The organism is Anabaena sp. EIM26 (genome assembly GCF_057568715.1).
The window spans coordinates 183,276-205,424 of the sequence record NZ_CM172472.1 but is presented as its reverse complement, the minus strand read 5'-3'; the positions used below and the strand labels follow the sequence as shown (position 1 = coordinate 205,424).

At 39.0% G+C, this 22,149-nt stretch carries 16 protein-coding genes and 1 pseudogene; 11 read left to right on the top strand and 6 right to left on the bottom strand.

Annotated elements, in window-relative coordinates; all coding sequences use genetic code 11:
- Positions 1 to 1,310 precede the first annotated feature (1,310 nt).
- From AC012T_RS00825 to glsA, 4 genes and pseudogenes are all read right to left on the bottom strand, one after another.
- Positions 1,311 to 2,533: pseudogene (locus AC012T_RS00825) on the bottom strand (bifunctional sterol desaturase/short chain dehydrogenase).
- Between the two features lie 178 nt (positions 2,534 to 2,711).
- Positions 2,712 to 3,329: an HNH endonuclease family protein gene (locus AC012T_RS00820; RefSeq protein ID WP_487062425.1), complete on the bottom strand. Its 618-nt coding sequence runs from the start codon at positions 3,327 to 3,329 to the stop codon at positions 2,712 to 2,714.
- Positions 3,330 to 3,334: 5 nt separating this feature from the next.
- Entirely contained in the window at positions 3,335 to 5,272 is a 1,938-nt protein-coding gene (locus AC012T_RS00815; RefSeq protein WP_487062423.1) for an AAA family ATPase, read from the bottom strand.
- A 153-nt stretch (positions 5,273 to 5,425) separates the two neighbouring features.
- Positions 5,426 to 6,385 carry a glutaminase A gene (gene glsA, locus AC012T_RS00810; protein ID WP_487062421.1) on the bottom strand — a complete coding sequence of 320 codons (960 nt, stop codon included), beginning with the start codon at positions 6,383 to 6,385 and terminating at the stop codon, positions 5,426 to 5,428.
- A gap of 798 nt (positions 6,386 to 7,183) precedes the next feature.
- On the opposite strand from glsA, the gene AC012T_RS00805 reads away from it, so the two are divergent.
- From AC012T_RS00805 to AC012T_RS00755, 11 genes are all read left to right on the top strand, one after another.
- Positions 7,184 to 8,284, top strand: a complete 1,101-nt coding sequence (locus AC012T_RS00805; protein ID WP_487062420.1) for a septal ring lytic transglycosylase RlpA family protein — start codon at positions 7,184 to 7,186, stop codon at positions 8,282 to 8,284.
- Positions 8,285 to 8,424: 140 nt separating this feature from the next.
- Entirely contained in the window at positions 8,425 to 10,068 is a 1,644-nt protein-coding gene (locus AC012T_RS00800; RefSeq protein ID WP_487062418.1) for a bifunctional pantoate--beta-alanine ligase/(d)CMP kinase, read from the top strand.
- Positions 10,031 to 10,306, top strand: coding sequence for a hypothetical protein (locus AC012T_RS00795; protein ID WP_487062416.1), 276 nt, complete (start codon positions 10,031 to 10,033; stop codon positions 10,304 to 10,306). Before AC012T_RS00800 ends, AC012T_RS00795 begins: the two co-directional genes overlap by 38 nt.
- Positions 10,307 to 10,949: 643 nt before the next feature.
- The gene (gene sodB / locus AC012T_RS00790) at positions 10,950 to 11,549 is read left to right on the top strand and encodes a superoxide dismutase [Fe] (protein ID WP_438888937.1); all 600 of its coding nucleotides are present in this window, start codon (positions 10,950 to 10,952) and stop codon (positions 11,547 to 11,549) included.
- A gap of 222 nt (positions 11,550 to 11,771) precedes the next feature.
- Positions 11,772 to 12,149 (top strand): hypothetical protein, encoded by a 378-nt coding sequence (locus tag AC012T_RS00785; RefSeq protein WP_487062414.1) that lies wholly within the window; start codon positions 11,772 to 11,774, stop codon positions 12,147 to 12,149.
- A gap of 92 nt (positions 12,150 to 12,241) precedes the next feature.
- The gene (locus tag AC012T_RS00780; protein WP_487062412.1) at positions 12,242 to 15,019 is read left to right on the top strand and encodes an efflux RND transporter permease subunit; all 2,778 of its coding nucleotides are present in this window, start codon (positions 12,242 to 12,244) and stop codon (positions 15,017 to 15,019) included.
- 693 nt (positions 15,020 to 15,712) lie between these two features.
- Positions 15,713 to 16,102: a hypothetical protein gene (locus AC012T_RS00775; protein WP_487062410.1), complete on the top strand. Its 390-nt coding sequence runs from the start codon at positions 15,713 to 15,715 to the stop codon at positions 16,100 to 16,102.
- Between the two features lie 419 nt (positions 16,103 to 16,521).
- Positions 16,522 to 17,505 carry a hopanoid-associated sugar epimerase gene (hpnA, locus tag AC012T_RS00770; protein WP_487062408.1) on the top strand — a complete coding sequence of 328 codons (984 nt, stop codon included), beginning with the start codon at positions 16,522 to 16,524 and terminating at the stop codon, positions 17,503 to 17,505.
- 133 nt (positions 17,506 to 17,638) lie between these two features.
- Complete coding sequence (gene hpnH, locus AC012T_RS00765; RefSeq protein ID WP_487062406.1) at positions 17,639 to 18,658, top strand: adenosyl-hopene transferase HpnH; 1,020 nt, start codon at positions 17,639 to 17,641, stop codon at positions 18,656 to 18,658.
- A gap of 257 nt (positions 18,659 to 18,915) precedes the next feature.
- On the top strand, positions 18,916 to 20,127 hold the full coding sequence (locus AC012T_RS00760) for a sigma-70 family RNA polymerase sigma factor (RefSeq protein WP_487062404.1): 1,212 nt from the start codon (positions 18,916 to 18,918) through the stop codon (positions 20,125 to 20,127).
- A gap of 2 nt (positions 20,128 to 20,129) precedes the next feature.
- Complete coding sequence (locus tag AC012T_RS00755; protein ID WP_487062402.1) at positions 20,130 to 21,275, top strand: DUF1822 family protein; 1,146 nt, start codon at positions 20,130 to 20,132, stop codon at positions 21,273 to 21,275.
- Between the two features lie 150 nt (positions 21,276 to 21,425).
- Here the strand turns inward: AC012T_RS00755 and AC012T_RS00750 are convergent, their stop codons facing one another.
- Positions 21,426 to 21,809, bottom strand: coding sequence for a type II toxin-antitoxin system VapC family toxin (locus AC012T_RS00750; RefSeq protein ID WP_487062400.1), 384 nt, complete (start codon positions 21,807 to 21,809; stop codon positions 21,426 to 21,428).
- Positions 21,806 to 22,045 (bottom strand): type II toxin-antitoxin system Phd/YefM family antitoxin, encoded by a 240-nt coding sequence (locus AC012T_RS00745; RefSeq protein WP_487062398.1) that lies wholly within the window; start codon positions 22,043 to 22,045, stop codon positions 21,806 to 21,808. The genes AC012T_RS00750 and AC012T_RS00745 overlap by 4 nt, the downstream gene beginning before the upstream one ends.
- Positions 22,046 to 22,149 lie beyond the last annotated feature (104 nt).

Genomic DNA, 22,149 nt, shown 5'->3' with positions numbered 1-22,149 from the left:
AATGCCACCACTAAATTTAAATTATTATACCTCTACCATCAGAAGTAAACCTACACTCTATTAAGGTCTGAAATATACCCAATTTATATCTATCTCTAGTATGAAAATTAATATTTAATTTGATAATGTCTTCGCAATAGATAAATTGAGTTGCGAAATCTAACCTGGGATAAATAACTAAATAATAAATTTAGTGTAAAAATTTGCAAATTAGTGGAACAATAGACAACACTTCTCCCTTAAAGGATATTTAAATAGGGTATATAGCAATTCCCATTCAAGTGAGGTACAAGCAGTAATAATTAAACGCAGATAATTTTGTACTTCATTAGACTAGGAAATACTATAGCAATTCCCAAGCTCATGAAATACACCTACCCTTGTGAGCCTTGTCCCCCAAATCTTGCCCTCGCGACAATGTAAAAAACCTACACTTGTGAGGGGTTGGGGAGGGAGCATCCCAAATATGTAAGTTTATTTTTAGTTTGAGTTCAAGATTTGAAAGAAACGAACCACGAAGGACACAAAGGACACAAAGGGAAGAGAGAAGAAGACAGTTTTTGGTGTTGCTGCGGCTATTTTTTCAAAATTGGGATGCTCCCGTTGGGGAGAGGTAATTTTGTATCTAACTAGAGTGGGAAAGGCTATATACTCATAACAAAAGGAAGCTGTAAAAGGTTTCAGCTTCCAGTATCCACTATATAAATTGCCAACTTATACAGTGAAGATCATCTGATCCTATTTGGGAGAAATAGGATTATAATAATTGCAACAGAAGTGTAATAGCTATAAATTTTACCAGCCATGAGGACAATTTCATCCTAACTTTCCATTTACAAGACTACTTTTAGTTAGTGTTAAAATTTTTAATTAAAAATTAACACATAAAATAGTAAAGTAGTTTCTAAGACAATCTAAACTTCGAGGGAAGCCACTACCCCAATTTTTAGTTGCTTAGATTTCTTGAAAAAAGAACCACCTTTAGTTAGGATTTATCAGTCTTGAGTGTAAAAGTTATCTCATCCATGAATGCCTGAATGTTTAAACTCCAGTATTATGTATTTCATGGTCAGATATAATCATTCACTTTATTGGTAAAAATTGATTTATTTGCCATTTACCTCTTCAGGTTGTTATTTCTAATTTATAAGATGTTATGAGTGTATATTTGCCATTCTGGCAGAATTTTTACACCTCTTATTCAATTTAAACTGCTCAAATTACCGTCACGCATTAGCAAAAGGCTATACACTATCGCTCAAACCATTAGTAGCTTGAAAATGGTGGGCAATAAATGCCCACTTTACAAATTACTCAACCTTCACTGACTTACTAAAAATGCGATAGTACAACCATGTACTCAATTCCTTCACCGGAAACAACAGATAAGTTAGCGGGTTTACTGTGACAATAATATTTCTAAAATCCCGCTTGGCTAAAAACATAATACCCCGTGCGACTTGGGGTGGTGACATCACACCATAGGGATTGAGTTGACTTTTGAACGGCCCTAAAACTAACTTGCGAATTACACAAACCCCATCTAACCGCTTGAGAGTAATAATATCACCTAATGCTCTTTTGCTGAGTTCATACAGGGGGCTTAAGGCTGGGGAAACCTCTGCTTCCGAGGTATTTACCCAAATTTCCTTGGTTGCTTTAGCTTCTGGGCCTGTGACAGTGGTAGAAAATATATCAATCAACCGCAAAGCTGAAAAGGTATTGACTTGATAGGAGTTTTGAATTGCTGCCGAAGTGCGATCGCTATAAACGTTCACGCCATGATTGATAATTAAAATATCCACTTTCTCTAGGCTTTGTTTCAGTGCGCTTCATTACCCAATTCCCAAGCCAGCACTTTTAACCCAGTTTGTGCCTGTATTTTATCAGGATTAGTACTTAATGCTACGACTTTCGCATTGTGCTTAAGCAATTCCCCCACCAATGCTTGTCCTAAAGCACCTGACGCACCAGTTAAAGCAACAGTTTTACCTTTGAGAGAAAGTCCTGTTCCTAATATTTTATCCACAAGCGGAAAAACGCCACTGTAATAAGCATTAACATCATCAAAATGATGTCGCCAATGGTAGGTTCTATTCACCAACCAAACGGAAGGAATTGTTTCTAAGGGGCCTGGTAAATGGTTATAGTCTGTGTCAATTGTCCCTTGGAAATATCGCAAAGACGCACCATACAAAAAAGTTACCGCATAAGCAACTCCCAACCATAATCCCCATTGTTGAGCAACCAAGGCTACTGCTGTTAATATAACTACCAGTATCATAGACTCGACTATATCGTGATACAACTGGGAATCTATGTAAGCCTTCTGGGAAACTAAGGTTAAATCTCTACGGTAAGCTGCATGGTGCTTATTATGCCATTTTGCCAACCAGGTGACTTGGTGACACAAAGCATGGTAACTATCTCTTAATATTTCCGCAAGCAACAGGGAACAACACCCCCAAAGAGTAAACTGTATACAGGTATTTACTAAAACCCAGTCCATTGTTAAGTTTTCAGCCAGTCTCATCACGTTTTTATTCACACAACTTAATACAGATGGTATAGTATTCGACCGTTAAAAATCTAGAAAACTATCCCAACCTAGTGAAAGGCACAGGCAAGCTTTATGTAAAACTTGGTTAGTCTGTACGAGATTAGGACTGTCTAAAAAACTTTACTATAGAATAAAACATTACTAATGTAACCTATCGCACTCCCATGATGTATGCTATTTTTTCTACTTCTACTAAACTTTGACGTTCTAATTCATAAGCAATAAATGGAGCTTTGCTTTTTAAATATTCAAAAGGATAATCTTTCTGACAATAAGGTAGTAGCCAATCTAGTCTTCCTTTCACACAATTATCATCTTCATTAAGTTTGAGGCGTTTAATTGTAGTAACTAATCTGTCTTGTAGAGGATATAAAATATTTGGATTAGGTTTAATAAATAAAGAAGGAAAATCGAGAATAAAATAATCTTTTTCTAATGAACAAGGGTCTATAACGTCTAAAAAATTGCGTTTTCTAGCATTTAACTTTAAACAAGCCAGGCGAAAATTATCCCACTCATAAGCCCATTCTGGTTTTACAGACTTAGGAATAAAATGATCTACAGTCGGAGTTCCTTCAGTTCTGGGCATCCATTGAGCAGAATAAGCACAAATACGACCATAAACCTTACATAAATCATCTAAGGATTCCTGCCAATATGATCCTTTTTTCCAATCTTCAGTTTTGGGATTAGGAACTTTACTTAAGAAAGCCAAACCTGGATTCCTCACTTTTTCGTCAAAATGATCAGGTTTAAGCTGAAACTGCACAGGTATCACAACTCTACTCCATGCCTTTCTGCAAAATAAACCCACCTTGGCCAAAATTCATCATCTTCTGATAAATACCTTGCTAAATCTTTTGATACTTTTGCTACAGATTCCAAGTCAGGATTATCTGAAAACTGCAAAGCCTTCGCAGCACTTAATGCCTTTTCTGCTTCCAAGGAACGAGGTTGACGCAATTTAAAAACATCAGACATTAACCAAGAATCTACCACACCTTGACGTATAAAAGGAAGTTCCTCAATTTGGACTTCATTACCTAATAAATCGCTTTTCACCAGTTCTAGACTAAATAGCTTATCAACTGTTTCATCAAATCTAGGTTCTACAGATGCCATTACTAAAGGAGAATGAGTAGCAACCATAATTTGTACTTGTAAATCAGCAGCTAAATCATCTCTGACATCTAACAAAGCAGGTAGAATAGCCCTTTGCCATTGGGGGTGAAGATGTGCTTCTAACTCATCTACTAAAATAACCATTCTCTTCTGTGGTTCTATGCGGATAAGTTTTGATTGTATTTTATGTTCTTCATAAGCCCAAACTATCAAATAAGCCATTGTAATTATCCGCTGTACTCCTGCCGAAGCATGAATAATAGGAACAGTTCCATAAGGATGTTCTATGGTGGGAATCTCTCTAGCATCATAAGGAAGTCTGATAGGTTCTCCCGGTTTTAAAATTCCTAAATCCCCTTCTTCGGGAGGAGATAAGCGTTCTAATACTTTAACAAGAGTATCAAACGGATATTTATCTGGTCTACTTTGCCACTGTACCCAATCTTGTAATAATCCATTGATAAAAGTATTGCCATGTTCATCTTTTTGACCATTCCATAACTCATCTTTTGTAAATACAAAAGGAAGTGGTACTTTCTTAATATCTTGAACACGGGATGAAAATGACAAATATTGTTTTGCTGTGTCCCATACGGCAAATGAACCATCTACTCTGGCATAAATTACAAGACCTGGAATAGTTGAACGATTTTTGATTTCGTTCCATCTTTGAAGTTGCCAATCATAAGAAATACTTTCTTTATCAGATTCAGAATCTCCAGAAATTTCAAAAATAATTTTAGGTTCATCTTCACTTACAGTTTGCATTGGATATGCTGGTAAATTTGCCCACTGTCCAGTTAAAGCCCACCAAGCACATTCTAGTAAAAAAGTTTTACCCAGTCCATTATCACCTGTAATTAAGCTCAGTCGTTCTGCTGGTTCAAAACAAAGTTTTTTTGCAGCACCTACACCTTGTATTTCTAAATAAGTTAAAGTACCTTCTTCTGGAGGAATATCTGGAGGTTTGCCAATAACAGTTTTTAACTCTTCCCAAGACACTAATTTATCTTGAAAAATCTGGTTTATCTTGATATTCTCTGGGATGGAAATATCAAACAATTGATTGATTTCTTCCTCATTTAACAAAAAATCATTTTTGAAATGTTCAATAATATCTTCTAGCGTTGTTTCAGATGACCATTCTCTTTCACGATATAGCCAAACCGCTAAATGAAAAATAGGAATTACTTGATTGTTATATAAATAAGATTTCAAAATTTCAATATAGTTATCTTTCCAACCCCAGGCATCTTCATCAATTTGATGTATTAATGCTAGTCCAAAATGCTCTTTACCAAGGGCTTGTATTTGTATAACAGACTTTACATATCTGTCAAGTCTGACCCATCTATCTTGATTTTTTGATAATGGTGATAAACGGAAGCATCTATAAGAAAATGTTGATTCTTTACAGGGTTTATAGTAATTTTCTAAAAAAGCTTGAATTTCCGAATATAGAGATATTTTAATAGTATTACCTACTGGTAATTGTAATTGCTTGTATTTTAGAAAATTAATCCCCCAAAAAGGATTTACTTCTTTCAAATATTTCAGAGAATCTCTTATTTGTTCAATACTAATAAACATGAGTTTATCCAAAGCATATATCTATATTATGTACTCAACACCAAAAACGCGAAAAAGTGTCCGCGTTAGCGTAGCGTTCTGAAAGAATAGAGATAGCTTACCGCAGCGATCGCCCCAATTATCCCACACCCATCTATATATATGATGTAATTCTCACCCCTTAGAACAATCAAACAGATGCAACCCCAACCGTTGCGACAGTTCCTCACACACCTTCACCCCGCGCACACTATTACCCCGCACATCTAGCAACGGTGAAAACACTCCTATCCCCATCTGTCCAGGAACAACAGCAATAATTCCCCCACAAACACCGCTTTTTGCTGGAATACCAACGTTATAAGCCCATTCACCAGCAAAGTTATACATCCCGCAGGTGTACATCACACTCAAAATATCTTTGATATAACGGTTATCTACCGCTTTTTCTTTTGTAATAGGATTAATACCCTTATTCGCAAGAGTAGCTGCCATCACAGCCAAATCTCGACAATTAACCATCACAGAACACTGTTTAAAGTATAAATCCAGAGACTCCTCAATATTTTGGTCAATCATGCCAAAATTAAGCATTAGATGGGCTGTAGCACGATTGCGATGTCCTGTACTGCGTTCTGAAGTAAATACAGAAATATCTACAAATACATCCCGTCCAATATAACGCCGATACATATCTAGCAATCGGTTTAGACGTTCAGTAGAACCAGCACCTTTAATTAAACTAGTAATTGCGATCGCACCCGCATTTACCATTGGGTTATAAGGTCGCTTCGATTGCTCATCTAAAATAATCGCATTAAAAGCTTCCCCCGTCGGTTCTACCCCCACCCTAGTCAAAACATAATCCCGTCCATGATCTTCCAAAGCCTGTCCATAAACAAACACCTTAGAAATTGACTGGATTGTAAATAGTTGTTGATAATCCCCAACTTCATAAATTTGACCATCTACAGTAGCAATGCAGATGCTAAACAAATCGGGGTTTACCTTCGCTAATTCGGGAATGTAGTTAGCTACTGTACCTGCTTCCAGGGACTTGTACTGGGAATGTAAATCCTTGAGAACTTCTAAAAATGGTAACGAAACTATTTCTAAATCTTCAGAGTTGGCCATAAGGTTAATAACTTGCTAATAGATAATTATACTTGACTTTCTAGTTAGTGACGACAATGTAAGTGATTTTTGATACACTTAAAATTTGTTTTTATCCACTAACGAGAATTTTTATTGTCCCATCATGAATTTTTTTTTGACAAGAAAAAATACTTAAAGAAGTAATAGCGGATTTTATGCCTGTAAATATACTGGAAAATTTTATTTTAAATAATACTCTCAATGTCTCAGTCAATCTCGCAACTTCTGTATTAAATATAACTAAAAAATTACCATGACTTCAGTCTAGTAATCTCAGATGATTTTTCTAGATAATCATCAATTTATTTAAGTTTAGCTGAATTTTCATGCCCATAACTTTATTAAGCATAAATACTTAATGGCGAAACTTAAAGATATGGTTCTTAATAAAAAAGTTATTTACTACTTGTTAAAAATAGCACCTCAGTACAGTTAATATCTAGCGACTCATCAAGATAGTAGCCACCTCAATAAATCATCGTCTGATATTAATTCTTCATAAGAAATTATTGACGTTCCGAAAAAAAATGTTACAAAGCCCAAAACCTGATTTGAAAAAGGTTTGACCTAAAAAATTCACCTGGGAATTGGAACACAGGAGAAAACCCTACGCTAAAACCCTGATCCCCAAGCCAAAAGGTTCATGTTACTCTGTTGCAGTTATAAACAAAAAGTGAAAGCGGAACAGGTTCGAGTTTTAGGGAATATCACCATCATTTGTGAAAAACCCACCAATTTAAAACTTCAGTTCTATAGTCGCTTTAAAAAATCGGAAGCATGAATCAAAGACATTTGTGGACTACTGCTGCCTTGTTTCTGACCGTTTTGGGTACACCCTCAGTCGGTCTCACTCAAACAACAGAGGAAAAAACTCCAACTTCCCAAGCATCGGCTCTAACTGATGTAGTCAAAGTAGGAGAATATCAATCCCCGGCACAGAAACCTACCTTGGATGCTGTGAAAACGGACATTCATCCTCACAGTATTGGAGGCCGTCAGGCGGCAACCCTTTACATCCGGAATATTCCTGTTCTTACCTTTCTGAGTTCTGCACCAGTTAGTAGTGCAGAAACCAAAGTTGGTGAAGTTGGAAATGGTAATGGCGTAAAGTCATATGCCTTTGTTTCTAATAATTCAGCAAAGGTAGCCAGTATTGGGAACGTGATAGATGTGAGCAAATCTCCTAGCTCCATTGCCGATGACCCAGTTCAAAGAGCTAGTGTTGTAGCCGCGAGAATCAATCAGCTGATTGATGAAAATGTGGATGCCAGTCAGATTACCGTAAGTTGGAAAACAACAGAACAATCTCCAGTTAATAATAAAGCCCAAGATAAAACACTCTCTGTTAAACAGCAGCTAGATCGCTACACCATTAAAGTTGATGGTCAAGAATTGGTGGAAATCAATCAAGGTACGCAACTAGCAGATAGCACTAAAGATTTAGCAAAGGATGCGTTGCAAGCAACCAATCGTCTACGAAGACTCATTGGTAATGCATCTCCTATCAGCGAAATTGCTAATTTACCAGTCAGTACATCAGCATTGACATCAAAGCTGCCGCAACAGATTGCCCGTGGATTTAAAATCAACTTCCAAGGTATAGCTTCTTGGTACGGTTATGATTGGGCTGGCAGAAAAACTGCCAATGGAGAAAGATTTAATCCTGATGCAATGACAGCAGCCCACCGCAGTTTACCTATGGGGACAAAAGTTCGTGTGACTAACACTCGAAATAACCGTTCTGTGGTTGTGCGAATCAATGATCGAGGCCCATACATCGGTGGTCGAATTATTGATGTTTCTATTGGTGCAGCCAGGTTATTAGGGATGGTTGGCAATGGAATTGCACCAGTGCGTATTGATATTCTAGGAAGGTAGCCTCTTTTTTCATCCTTTTTCGCTTTTCACTTAAAGACCTCTAGTTCAACCATCTCTTCCCGCGATTATGGCTTGCGCCACGCTCCGCTATCAGATATAAACTAACGGGGGAGAGGATAGATAAGAACTAGGGGTATTTTGTGCGCCTGCTGACAACAGTTGCAGCTTTACGCTGTTATTTAACCCAACGTCGCCGCAAGGCGGCCAGACTTACGCCTACGGAAAGCAATCTGATGCTTCCAGAGGAGCTATTATTTGATGATCAGACTACTTGGTATTGGACAGAAGTTGGTTTAGTCCCAACTATGGGGGGTCTACATCAAGGTCATCTCAGTCTTATTGAACGAGCTAGGCAAGAAAATTCTACGGTGATTGTCAGTATTTTTGTTAATCCCTTGCAATTTGGCCCCAAGGAGGATTATCAACGCTATCCCCGTACTTTAGAGCAAGACCAAAAACTTTGTGAACAAGCTGGAGTGGATGCGATTTTTGCCCCTACTCCGGAAGAAATGGGAATTTCTCAGAAGAATGTACAAGAAACTCCAGTTACACAAGTCATCCCTCCATCTGGTATGATAAATAGCTTGTGTGGTAGTTATCGGCCTGGTCATTTTCAAGGTGTGGCGACGATTGTCACCAAGCTTTTCAATTTGGTTCAGCCTGACCGAGCCTACTTTGGTCAAAAAGATGGTCAACAACTGGCAATTATTAAACGGCTAGTGGCTGATTTAAATTTGCCGATAGAAATTGTTGCTTGTCCAACGGTGCGGGAAACTTCCGGCTTGGCTTTGAGTTCTCGTAATCAATATTTGACTGCAACGGAAAAAGAGCAAGCTACGGTGTTATTTAAAGGCTTGCGGCAAGCTGAAGCGGCGTTTCGTGCTGGCGATCGCAACAGCAGCCAGCTGATAGCATTGGTGTGGCAAGAAATCGCAAAGGTCAGCACTATCTATGTCGAATATATTGAATTGGTTGAACCGAATACATTGATGTTTTTAACTAAAGTTGAGGAAGAAGGAATGCTGGCGATCGCAGCCCGTCTTGGTTCTACACGTTTGATTGATAACACTATCTTGCGGGATGTGTATGACGAGCTACGCCAACCTATCATCGCCATTGATGGCCCTGCCGGTGCGGGTAAATCGACAGTAGCTCGCCAAGTGGCAACCCAGTTAGGTTTAGTGTATCTAGATACGGGTGCTATGTACCGGGCTATTACTTGGCTAGTACTGCAAAAAGGTGTTGCTATTGATGATGAATGTGCGATCGCTGAATTAGCTAACCAGTGTAAAATTGAACTTACTCCCAGTCAATCCCTGCAATCTCCAGTACAAGTGTGGATTAATGGTAATGATGTAACTCAAGAAATTCGCACCATTGAGGTAACATCACAAGTTTCAGCCATCTCCGCTCAAAACGCAGTTCGTAAAGCACTGGTCAAACAACAGCAAAACTGGGGTAAACGAGGTGGTTTAGTAGCTGAAGGCCGGGATATCGGTACTCATGTTTTCCCAGATGCAGAAGTGAAAATCTTTTTAACTGCTTCTGTTGGTGAACGCGCACGTCGTCGTCAGCAAGACTTTACAAAACAAGGTCAACCCGAAGTTAGTTTAGAACAGTTGGAACGAGATATTGCAGAACGAGATCACAAAGATAGTACTCGCAAAATTTCCCCTTTGCGAAAAGCAGCAGATGCAGTGGAAGTTCAAACTGATGGACTTAGCCCTTCTGAAGTAGCAGCGCAAATTGTTAATTATTACCAAGATCGCTTGTCTCAAAGGTAAGAATTTAGGAGTTCGGAGTTCGGAGTTCGGAGTTCGGAGTTCGGAGTCAGGAGTTCGGAGTCAGGAGTTCGGAGTCAGGAGTCAGGAGTCAGGAGTCAGGAGTCAGGAGTTCGGAGTCAGGAGTTCGGAGTCAGGAGTCAGGAGTCAGGAGAATTATTTGCTCGTTCCCATACTCTGTATGGGAATGAATTCTAAGGCTCTGGCGTTATCAATGAGGGTAGAGGCAGAGCCTCTGTGATAGCATTCCTAGTCAGAGACTAGGAACGAGATAAACTCCGAACTCCGAACTCCGAACTCCGAACTCCGAACTCAGGTGTTCCCTATTCCCTTTTTTGTAAGTTCATAAATCTAAAGTGTTCTATATATTCAATGGTAAATTAGAAAATCTTGTGTTCAATATCTTAAATTTAAAATCTTTTTAAAATCTTTAAATCATAATTAATCTAACTAAAGACAGATTTAAAATATTCTCATTGTTACATTTTCAAACTATAGAAATTCTATTATCTCCCTCTTTTGAGAGAGGTCGGAGATCTTGTTTTTCCGAAAAATTAACCTATTTTTAACCGCTTCAGGGGAAGAGGTGATTATACTGGATATGTGCATATTTGGAAATCTGAATTTGAGGATAATCTTTCGCAAACGGCTAATTAACTCGGCAGATGTTTATTAGAAATTGTTATTTATCATCAGAAATCTCTCCCAAATTCACTTATTGCCAAATTACTTTGGTTTAACCTTGACTTTGGTAGTAAAATGACTAAGTTAAGTTTTATATCCCAATATCAAGGATCTAAAACTGAATCAATACAAAACCTGTAGTTTTCTAAGTTTAGGCAATAGCTTTAAACTAGAAAACAGTAAAGAGAGGATTTCAAAACATGGCATTTTCACAACTTCCACTACCCTTCGACTTTAATGCTCTAGAGCCTTATGGTATGAAAGGTGAAACCTTTGAATATCACTATGGTAAGCATCACAAAGCTTATGTAGATAACCTCAACAAGCTCACCGATGGTACAGAACTTGCTGATAAGTCCCTCGATGAGGTAATCCAAATTTCCTTTAAAGACTCTTCTAAAGTTGGTATCTTCAACAACGCTGCTCAAGTTTGGAACCATACCTTCTTTTGGAACTCACTCAAACCCGCAGGTGGTGGCGCTCCTACCGGTGAACTAGCTGCTAAGATCGACAAAGATTTTGGTAGTTTTGACAAATTCAAAGAAGAATTTTCTACTGCGGCTGCAACCCAGTTTGGTAGCGGTTGGGCTTGGCTAATTGATGATGGTGGTACGCTGAAGGTGATTAAGACACCAAATGCAGAAAACCCTTTAGCTCATGGTAAAAAGGCACTTCTCACCCTAGATGTTTGGGAACACGCCTACTACATCGACTACAGAAATGCGCGTCCAGCATTCATCAAAAATTTCTTAGATCAATTGGTTAACTGGGAATTTGCTGCTGCAAATCTAGCTGCTTAATCAACCTTTGAGAGAAAGCTTTCATTGTCCCCATGCCTAACCAGCAGGGGATTTTTAATAAAGCTATCTGAGACGTAAACGCCTCAGTGGCTTCTTGATCCCCTGTATTGGTAATTTATTGGCTCCAACCCTGAAAATCTAGCTGTTCACAGCGCGAAAGTAAAATTGGGGTGCAATTTGATCAAATTTACACAACTTGCTCGCCTGGTCTTTAAACCACCGTTGACTAGTTTTTCGCTTGAATGTTATGAGTTTAGTTGGTGGTTTTGCCTGATTACCCTGATTGACAACGGCTTTATTCCCCAACTTGACCGAGGCGAGTTCAATGTAGTCTATACTTCTGCCTTGCCTAGTGTTCCTGATCCCCGACTATTGGCGCAAGCAGGACAAGAACAACGAGGAGAACCAGGAAGGCTACCGGGACAAGGAGAATCGAACATAAGAGGACAAATAAATTCCTCTTCGGCTGCTGCTTTCGCTGCTTTATCATCTCCATTTCCTCTTCCTAATCCTTTAAATGATTCTCTGGATGTTGCTAAGAAACTGGAAGTAGTGGTAAGAAAGTCTCCTGCGATCGCTCTCCAACATCCACAAAGCTAGGATGTAGTCATTGGGAAAACTGGCCAAAATGTAGGCCATTAATGTAGCATGACAAATGATTGTGTCAGCGGCAGGATGATTGATTTTCCAAGATGGAACAGACTAATAGCTCAAAATCCGCACGCGAAGTTTTTAATATATCCAGATGGGCAATTAAATTTTCGTGGTTGACGGTATGTTTTTGGATAGCGGTGACAGTAGCGGGTATTCTCGCTTTCGGTTCCCTCAAATACGCTTTGTTTCCAGATATTACCTTTCCGGTGGTGGTGGTAAATGCCCAAGCACCCTTAACTTCTGCTTTAGATACAGAAACCAAATTAACGAAACCACTGGAAGAAAGCCTCAAGTCCCTGGCAGGAATTGAAAATATCCGTTCCTCAACTTATCCGGGGCAAAGTGCTGTTAGCCTGTTGTTTGGGGTTGGTACAGATTTAGAAACATCTACTCAAGAAACTACCAACGCCCTGAAGGAGTTAAAACTACCTGAAGGAGCTAAATATAAGATTATTCCTTTAAACCTGAATGAGTCATCAGTCATTAGTTATGCCATTGAGAGTCAGTCAGGAAATTTGGGTGATTTGCAGAAATTAGCTGATGAGAAAATTTTACCTGCGATCGCTAAATTACCAGGAATTCTCAAAGTCTCACTATTGGGCGCTCCTCCAAAATCGCCTCCTCTCAACCTTAGCAATGCCACAGGGGCTTTAACAGGAGGAGCAAATTTAGTTAGATTTAATGGTCAAGATGTACTAGCATTTCAAGTCATCAAGCGTGGCGATGCTAACACCTTAGAAGTAGTCAGTCGAGTCGAACAGGAAGTACAAAACCTGCGTTCTACCTTAAAAGATGTCAAACTCACCCTAGCGACTACCCAAGCAGAATATATCCGCCAAGCTACCAAATCAACCATAGATGCGTTGATAGAAGCCATTATCTTGGCAGTTGTGGTAATTTTCCCATTTTTATGGAATTGGCGAGCCACATTAATTTCGGCTTTGGCAATTCCCACATCTTTGTTAGCGACGTTTATCGTCATGGCGATTTTCGGCTTCAACCTAGAAACAATTACGTTGTTAGCCTTAGCTTTAGTGATTGGTAGTGTCATTGATGATGCCATCATTGATGTGGAAAACATCTTGCGGCACATCGAAGAAGGACAAAGCCCCCGCGAAGCTGCATACTCAGCTACCGATGAAATTGGCTTAACGGTCGTCGCCACAACTGCCACAGCCGTAGCGGTATTCTTGCCTATTGGTTTAATGGGTGGAGTAGTCGGGCAGTTTTTCGAGCCATTCGGAATCACGGTTTCTGCCTCCTATATTGCTTCTACCTTGGTAGCTCGGACTTTATCACCGGTGTTATCTATTTATTGGCTCAAACCTGTTAAGAAAAGTTCCAAGAACAGAGAATTGAACCACGAAGAACGCGAAGAACGCGAAGAGAAGAGTGTATCCAAGAGTTCTTGGGTAAGTCTTGCAAATATTGGAGTTTATTTTACCGACGCTTATCGCAATTTACTTTCTTGGTCTTTGAACCACCGCAAAATAGTTATTGCCTTAGCTGTACTCAGTTTTGTTGCGGGGATTGCTATTATTCCCTTTATTCCCAAGGGTTTTATTCCCAAATTAGATCGGGGTGAATTTAATATTACCTATACTGCACCTCTGCCTAAAATCCCTGATTTGGCAGCGTTACAACTAGGAGGCAGGAGGCAGGAGGCAGAAGGCAGGAGGGAAATAACTTCCCAGTCCCCAATACCCAGTCCCCAGTCCCCAGTCCCTATTCCTAACCCTCTGAATGATTCTTTGGAGGTGGCAAAAAAACTAGAAGCAGAGGTAAGAAAATTCCCAGATGTGGAAACAGTTTTTACTACTGTCGGTTCTCGTGGGGGTGAGCCAAATAAGGGAACTCTCTATGTCAAACTGAAACAAGACCGCACGATTAAAACGGCAGAGTTACAAGATCAATTACGCCAAACTTTACCGAAACTTCCTGGTGTGACTACCAGTGTGGAAGATATTCAATTTGTGGATACTGGTGGAGAAAAACCTTTACAGGTAGCACTTCGCGGTAATGACCTCAAAGCTTTGAATCAAGCGGCTAAGACTATTAAAGACCGCATTACCAAAATCCCAGGTTTTGCTGATGTCACAGTTACAGGAGACACCAACAATGCAGATCAGGTTTTTCAAATTGAACGACTGAACCAGGAACGGGTTGCATATATCAGTGCTAATTTGGGTCAGGGTTTAACTTTGGGTGATGCTACAGATAAAATTGTTGCGGAAGCCAAAGGAGTTTTACCTGCTGATATCACTTTAGGTTTAGGTGGAGATTCTGCCCGACAAAACGAGGTTTTTGGTAGTTTTATTTCAACTTTGATTTTATCGGCTTTGTGTATCATCGTTGTGTTGATTTTACTGTTCAAAAGCTGGGTAGATCCTTTAGTAATCGGTGTTTCTTTACCTTTAGCGGTTGTAGGAGCGATGTTAGCTTTACTCTTTACTAAGAGTGATTTTGGCATGATTTCGCTGATTGGTTTTGTATTCTTGCTGGGATTGGCAAATAAAAACGCTATTGTTTTGGTTGATTACATTAATCAGTTACGTCGAGCAGGTTTGGAACGCAGGGAAGCAATTCTCAAAGCTGGGCCAGTTAGACTCCGACCAATTATGATGACTACTGTCTCTACTCTTTTAGGGATGCTACCGATCGCTTTGGGTTTTGGTGCGGGTTCTGAATTGCGATCGCCTATGGCTGTTGCTATTGCCGGCGGTTTGGTAACTTCCACTATCCTCAGTTTGATTGTTGTGCCGGTTGTCTATGCCATTTTAGATGATTGGTTTCCCAGGAAGAAGATGACTCAATAACAGCTTGTAGGGTGCGTCAAAAAGCTAATTTTAAAATTAGTGAATTGAAAAAATTGACGCACCAAATTCAATATCAGGATGTCCAGGATTTGAGGATTTACAGGATGTTTGTTTATGGTATGATTCTTTTTGTCTGAATCCTGTTTCCGACGTTTTAAAGGTTCAAAAAAATTGCAAAATTCAAAGAAAATTTGTTTTTTTGAGGTTTAACCCTGTTGACTTTTTACTCTGAAAATGATATTTTTATAATGGGAATATAGCCTCAAGTAAAAATTTTGCTTACACTCCATTATATTAATATGAATATTTTACCACGTTGACCCAAACCGCAACCCATAAAAAAAGAATTTTTTTGAATAAAAACTTATAAAAAATATTTTACTTAATAATATAAACTTATTAATTACAGAAGATAACTGAGTTTTTTTGCCTGTTATCCTGTTAATCCTCAAATCCTATACTTCGACTTAGCTTAGTAACCGTAAATCCTGATTCAAACAATAATTAATATTCTAGTTTGCCATGAAAAGTCAAGATAGTCAAAGACTACAAATATTCTTAGATAAGTAGCAAGGTTCTCAAGGTAATGAAAGAGCAAATTATCAGTGAATAATTAAAAACTTTAACCTTCAAACAGAAATATCCCCTTTATAATATTTTTCATACCCATCGTTATTTCTAATATAATTATCCATGCTGAAACTTGAAGATATCTGTCAAGATGATATTGGTAAATGGAGTATCTTATTATCCAACGGAGTTGAGTTTTGTTTTAGTGATCAAGATAATCCTCCTAGTGAAGAAACCCTTAAGCTGGCAGAAAATGTCATTAGCAAATTAGATGAACTTGCGGCTAGGTCTCTCAATTACATAGATATTTGGGTTGATAGAGATCGACCTAATATTGGTCGAAAGTATGAGCTTTACGCGATTTTGATGATAACTGGTAATAAAGAAGTTAAACTGGAATTTAACTTTCCAGAAGATGAAATGTCTGAATGGTGGGTGTTGTTTAATATTCTCTACTACAATGAAAGTATAAGTTACTGGCCTGTGTCCTTTGGTCGTAATCAGGCTTATTAATTTAACCAATATCTTCGCCAAAACCCTTAAGAGTAAGCCACAAAATAAATGATACTGTTTTGTCATGCTGAGTGTAGCAAAGCGAAACGTATCCCTTACGGGGCCGGAGGCTCTAGCATCTCGGAGGATTCTAAAGCCTACGGCACGCTGCGCGAACACTACACTTCGTTCCGTATGGCTAACGCCACACTATGCCTACGGCACACTACGTGAACGTGAACAGAATGACATTGGGCATTTCTTTTTGTGGAGTTCTCTAAAACCTATTAGGCCTCTCTGGCAATTAAATGTGCGTAGCTTGAAACCCTTGTAGAGACCTGCCATTGAATATCTCTACATTCTTTTTCACTACTATGTCTAATATCCTCAAATACCATATTCAGACAATAATGAAATATTGAGGAGTGAGAGGTTATTGAATGCGGGCTTTTGTAACTGGTGGTACAGGTTTTGTAGGTTCTCATGTGGTGCGATCGCTTTTAGAGTCAGGATACAACGTTACAGCTTTAGTACGTTCCAGCAGTAACTTAGGCAATTTACGCGGTTTAGAGGTAGATATTGTCAAAAGTGATTTAAATGATCCGCAGATCTGGAAACAGATGCAGGGTTGTAACTACCTGTTTCATGTCGCTGCCCATTATTCCCTCTGGCAAAAAGACCGAGAATTGCTTTATCGTCATAATGTGGAAGGAACGCGCAATCTTTTAGCAGCAGCCCAAAAAGCGGGAATTGAACGCACAGTTTATACAAGTTCTGTCGCGGCTATTGGAGTGGGAAAATCTGGTCAAGTCGTTGATGAAACCCATCAGAGTCCTGTAGAGAAGTTGGTGGGAGACTATAAGAAGTCTAAATTCCTAGCTGAACAAGTAGCAATGGACGCTGCAAAACAAGGTCAAGATATTGTGGTGGTTAATCCTAGCAGTCCCATTGGAACTATGGATATTAAACCCACACCCACAGGAGATATAATCCTGCGGTTTTTGCGACGACAAATGCCGGCTTATGTAGATACCGGTTTGAACTTTATTGACGTGAGAGACGTGGCTAGAGGACACTTGCTGGCTTTAGAAAAAGGTCAAAGAGGCGATCGCTATATTCTCGGACATCAAAATCTCAGCCTCAAACAGCTGCTAGAAATACTAGCCGACATCACCGGATTAAAAGCACCGCAAATATCCGTTCCAGCTTTGTTACCTTTAACCGTGGCTTGGATAGAAGAAAAAATCCTCGCACCTTTAGGAAAAACCCCCACCGTTCCCATAGATGGTGTCCGCATGGCACAGCAACCAATGTATTATGATGCTTCCAAGGCTGTCCGCGAACTTGGTCTACCTCAGTCCCCTCTGAACGTAGCACTCAAGGACGCTGTTGATTGGTTTGTGTCTAATGGTTACGCGAAGTAGGTGACAGGTGACAGGTGACAGGTGACAGTAAAAAGGAAATTAGGGCATAGAAAATTACTTCCTACCCTTCTACCTTCTGCCTCCTGCCTTCTGCCTCCTGCCTCCAATTACCAAAGAGAGGAGTGTTAATTAAATGGCGATTAATCTACAACAAGCAATAGATATTGGCAAATATCTAGTAACACAGCGCTTTTTAGGGCGTAAACGTTTCCCTCTGGTATTAATGTTAGAACCGCTGTTTCGCTGTAACTTAGCTTGTACAGGTTGTGGAAAAATCCAACATCCCACAGAAATACTTAAACAAAACCTGACCCCAGAACAGTGTTTTGCAGCAGTAGAAGAATGTGGCGCACCAGTGGTTTCTATTCCTGGAGGAGAACCGTTATTACATCCCCAAATTGATGAAATTGTTAAGGGTTTAGTTGAACGCAAGAAATATGTTTACTTGTGTACAAATGGATTGTTATTAGAAAAGAGTCTCCATAAATTTCAACCTTCACCTTATCTAAGTTTTAGCGTTCATCTTGATGGAATGCGAGAATGGCATGATAAATGTGTAGACCGTAAAGGCGTTTTTGATACAGCTGTGCAAGCGATTCGCGCCGCTAAAGCTAAAGGGTTTCGTGTAACGACTAACACAACTATTTTTGAAGGTTGCGATGTCCAAGAAATGCAAGAGTTTTTCGATTTTCTAGAAACTCTAGGAACTGATGGCATGATGATTTCTCCTGGTTACGGTTACGCATGGGCCCCAGATCAGGATCATTTTCTACAAAGAGAACAAACTCGCGCTTTATTCAGAGAAATTCTCACACCTTACACATCTGGTAAAAAGAACTGGAACTTTAATCACAACCCTCTATTTTTAGATTTTCTTATTGGTGAGAAAGACTATGAATGCACTCCTTGGGGTAGTCCTAGTTATAGTGTTCTCGGTTGGCAAAAACCTTGCTATCTCTTGAATGAAGGATACTATACAAGCTTCAAACAGTTGTTAGATGAGACTGATTGGAGTCAATACGGACAGAAGAGTGGTAATCCTAAATGTGCAGATTGTATGGTTCATTGTGGTTACGAACCAACCGCAGCAATGGATGCGATGCAACCACAAAATATAGCCCGTTCTTTGGGAACTGTGTTTGGTAGGGGGTAATTTGAAAACTGTCAGAATCAGGATTTTGGGAATTATCAGGATATACAGGATGTAAAGAGTAATTTATTAACATTCATCTTTGTTAATCCTTCCATTTAGTAAGGGATAATCAGAAAATAAAGTCCTCAATTTTGTGGGATGGGCATCCTGCCCGTCCTTGATAATTTGCGAGCATCTTGCCCGCACCACAAGAAACTTTTGGGTATTTGTTAACCTTGATTTCAACATCTAAATTCTATTTGGCAAACTATTAATTCATGCGTACTCGGCAAAGTATAGTGGAAATGTTTGCGACTTTCCTGCAATTTGAAGCTGAACACTTCAATGGTTGGGTATATGATGCCAAACTGCGTCGCAGCATCCAGAACCTCTGGTTACAAATACCACAAACACAAAGCTCAGAAAATTTTTGGGCGATTTACTGGCATAAGGCTTGGCAAAATCAGCCAAACTCATTAGCTGTTGGTCATTTGTCTGCTTACTTGCAAGAAACCTGTTATTGGGCTGTAAAAAGAACAATTCCCCAGTTTGCCAGCTTACAGAGTAGTTTAGCTGATTGTTTTCAAATAGCGATCGCACAAGTACCGAAAATTCTCAAAGGTTGTGACCCCAACCAAAAAGCTAGTCTCAAAAGTTACAGTACCGTAGCTTTTGGTAATATTATCCGTGATGCCTTGCGTCAGCAACAAGAAATAGATTATGCCAACGATTGGGCATTACTGCTGAAATTAAGCCGCAAGCGACTCCAGGAAGCCTTACAAAATGCCGGAGTGACAGATGAAATAATTAATCGTTACCTGCTGGCTTGGAAAAGTTTTACAGATGGTTATATTCTGGGCAAATCACCAGGTGTCCGCAAGTTGCAAAGACCTGACCAGAATACTTGGGAAACCATAACTCAATTTTACAACCGCGAACGCCTGACCCTTAAATCCTCTGAACCAGAATGCAATGCAGAAACTCTGGAAAAATGGCTAATGTTTTGTGCCAAACACGCACGTGCTTATCTTTATCCAGTCGTTTCTTCCCTCAACTTACCCAAGTTAGGACAAACAGAGGGTGAATTGCAAGATGATTTAACAGATAATACTCATGAATCTTTATTGGCTGGTTTAATTGACCAGGAAGAAGCGGAAACGCAAAAAAATCAACAAATAGAAATCCACAACCTGTTAATTGCTGCTCTAGCAAAACTAACTCCACAATCACAGCAATTGTTGCAGCTATATTATCAACAAGGACTCACCCAACAACAAATTGCCCAACAGCAGCAAATCCAGCAATACCAGGTTTCACGTCAATTAGCTAAAGCTAGAGAATCCCTACTACTGGCTATTACCAAATGGAGTCAGGAGACAATGCATATTTCTCCAACTTCCAACGTGGTCAAATATATTAGTGCTGTGTTGGAGGAGTGGTTACAGAATTATTTCCGTAATCTGGAATCTCACTCCTCAGAGGAGAAATAGTTATGTCTCTGTTCTGTGTCCCCCCTACCCAACTGTGGTTAGAGGTATCTTTAGAGGTACAAAACCAATCTTGGCAGCAAAGCCAGTCTTTTGTGAGTCCTCTCGGTCGTTGGAATGCTTTTCTTAATCAAGTATGCCTCAGTACTTTTTTGCCCTGGTTGCAAACAGAATATGCACCAGAAGCTACTGTGGAAACCCTTCCCCAGGTTTGGGAAGTAGTCAGCGGTACGGCAATAAATCTGGATACAAAGCGGCTGATTCTGATTCCAGATAAAAATTTAGAAACTAGAGAATTTCTTGTCCCCCAAGAATGGATAGATATTCCTAAGTTAGCTGGAGATTATTATCTAGCCGTACAAGTTAATCCTGATGGTGAATGGCTGCGAATTTGGGGTTATACTACCCATGAGCAGTTAAAAAATCAAGGTAGCTATGATCCTCAAGAGCGGACTTACTCTCTGGAAGCCAATCAGATGATTGAGGATTTAAATGTGCTGTGGGTTGTACGTCAATTATATCCCGAAGAACAAACACAAGTAGAAATTTCTCCACTACCGATTTTATCAACTATTCAAGTAGAAAACCTCAAGCAGAGATTAGCAAATCCAACAATCACTAATCCTCGCTTAGAATTACCCTTTGAAATTTGGGGAGCATTATTAGAAAGGGAAGACTTTTTCCAACCAACACAGAATTCAACAATTGTTAATTTGCGTCAGTGGTTTGAGAATGTAGTTACAAATAGCTGGCAAACAATAGAGTCTTTATTTGGTACAGAATCAAATTTAGCTTTCAGCCTTCGTCAAATTAATGATGTTGTTGAAGAATCAATTCGACGGATAAAGGTAATTGATTTACCTACTCAAGATAGTAGTCAATCCGTGGTACTGATGTTGACCTTGACAGCAGAAACAGATAACAGAGTAGGAATTCGCGCTCAATTATATCCGAGCGATCGCAATTCTTATTTACCAACTAATGTTAGACTAGCATTGATTTCTGCATCAGGCGATATTGTGCAATCAGTAGCAGCAAGGGAAGCAGATAACTCTATGCAACTGAAAAGGTTTCGATGTCCAGTAAATACAAGATTTAGTATTCAAGTTATTCTAGATAATTTCAGTTTTGTAGAAGAGTTTGAATGTTAATTAATTATTGTAGGGGTTCAGCAATGCTAAACCCTTACCCAATAAATAACTTGTAAAAATCTGGATTTATGGCTAACGCCACGCTAAGCGAACAGCATTTAAGGATGAACAAGATTATGACTTATCTCATTTATCTGCAATATTTAGTATTTACCATTGAACAGGTACACTATAACTAGAAAAAATTGTATCTTTACTCAATAAAATAGCATTTTCACTCTGAGCTTGTGAAATTAGTAATCTATCAAATGGATCTTTATGATGTAAAGGTAACTGTCCTAAGCTTAAAATATGATGAATTTTGACTCCAATAAATTCTATTCCGTTGCTTTGTTGCTGGTGAATTGTTTCAGATAAGGGCTGATTTAAGTTTAGTTTTCCTAATTGAGTTTTAATTTGGATCTCCCAGAGACTCACAATACTTACTAATCGCTCATTTTCTGGATTTAATAACGATTCTAAAACCTGCTTTGAAAGCTTTGTGGGGTCACTATCCCACCAAATAAATGTATGAGTATCTAGTAGAAATTTCATGATAACCAAAATTCATCAGGTAAAGGTTCATCAAAATCTTCACTCATAACCATTGCGCCCAAATTTAGCCCAGCTTTAGGTATAACTTTTTCCTGCACAGAAGGAATAGGAATCAACTTAGCAAAAGGTTTATTTCCATTAGTTAAAATAATTTCTGTATTATCATCTTGCACCAGAGATAATAAATCAGAAATACTGATAGACATTTGTTGGATATCAATATTTTTTGTTGTCATAATTACACCTGTAAAGTGTCTAATAGTATTTTAACATAAATGTGAGTATTCTCACACTATTCATATCTTTAACGGTGTATATTTTGCTTGGCTAAGATAGCCTA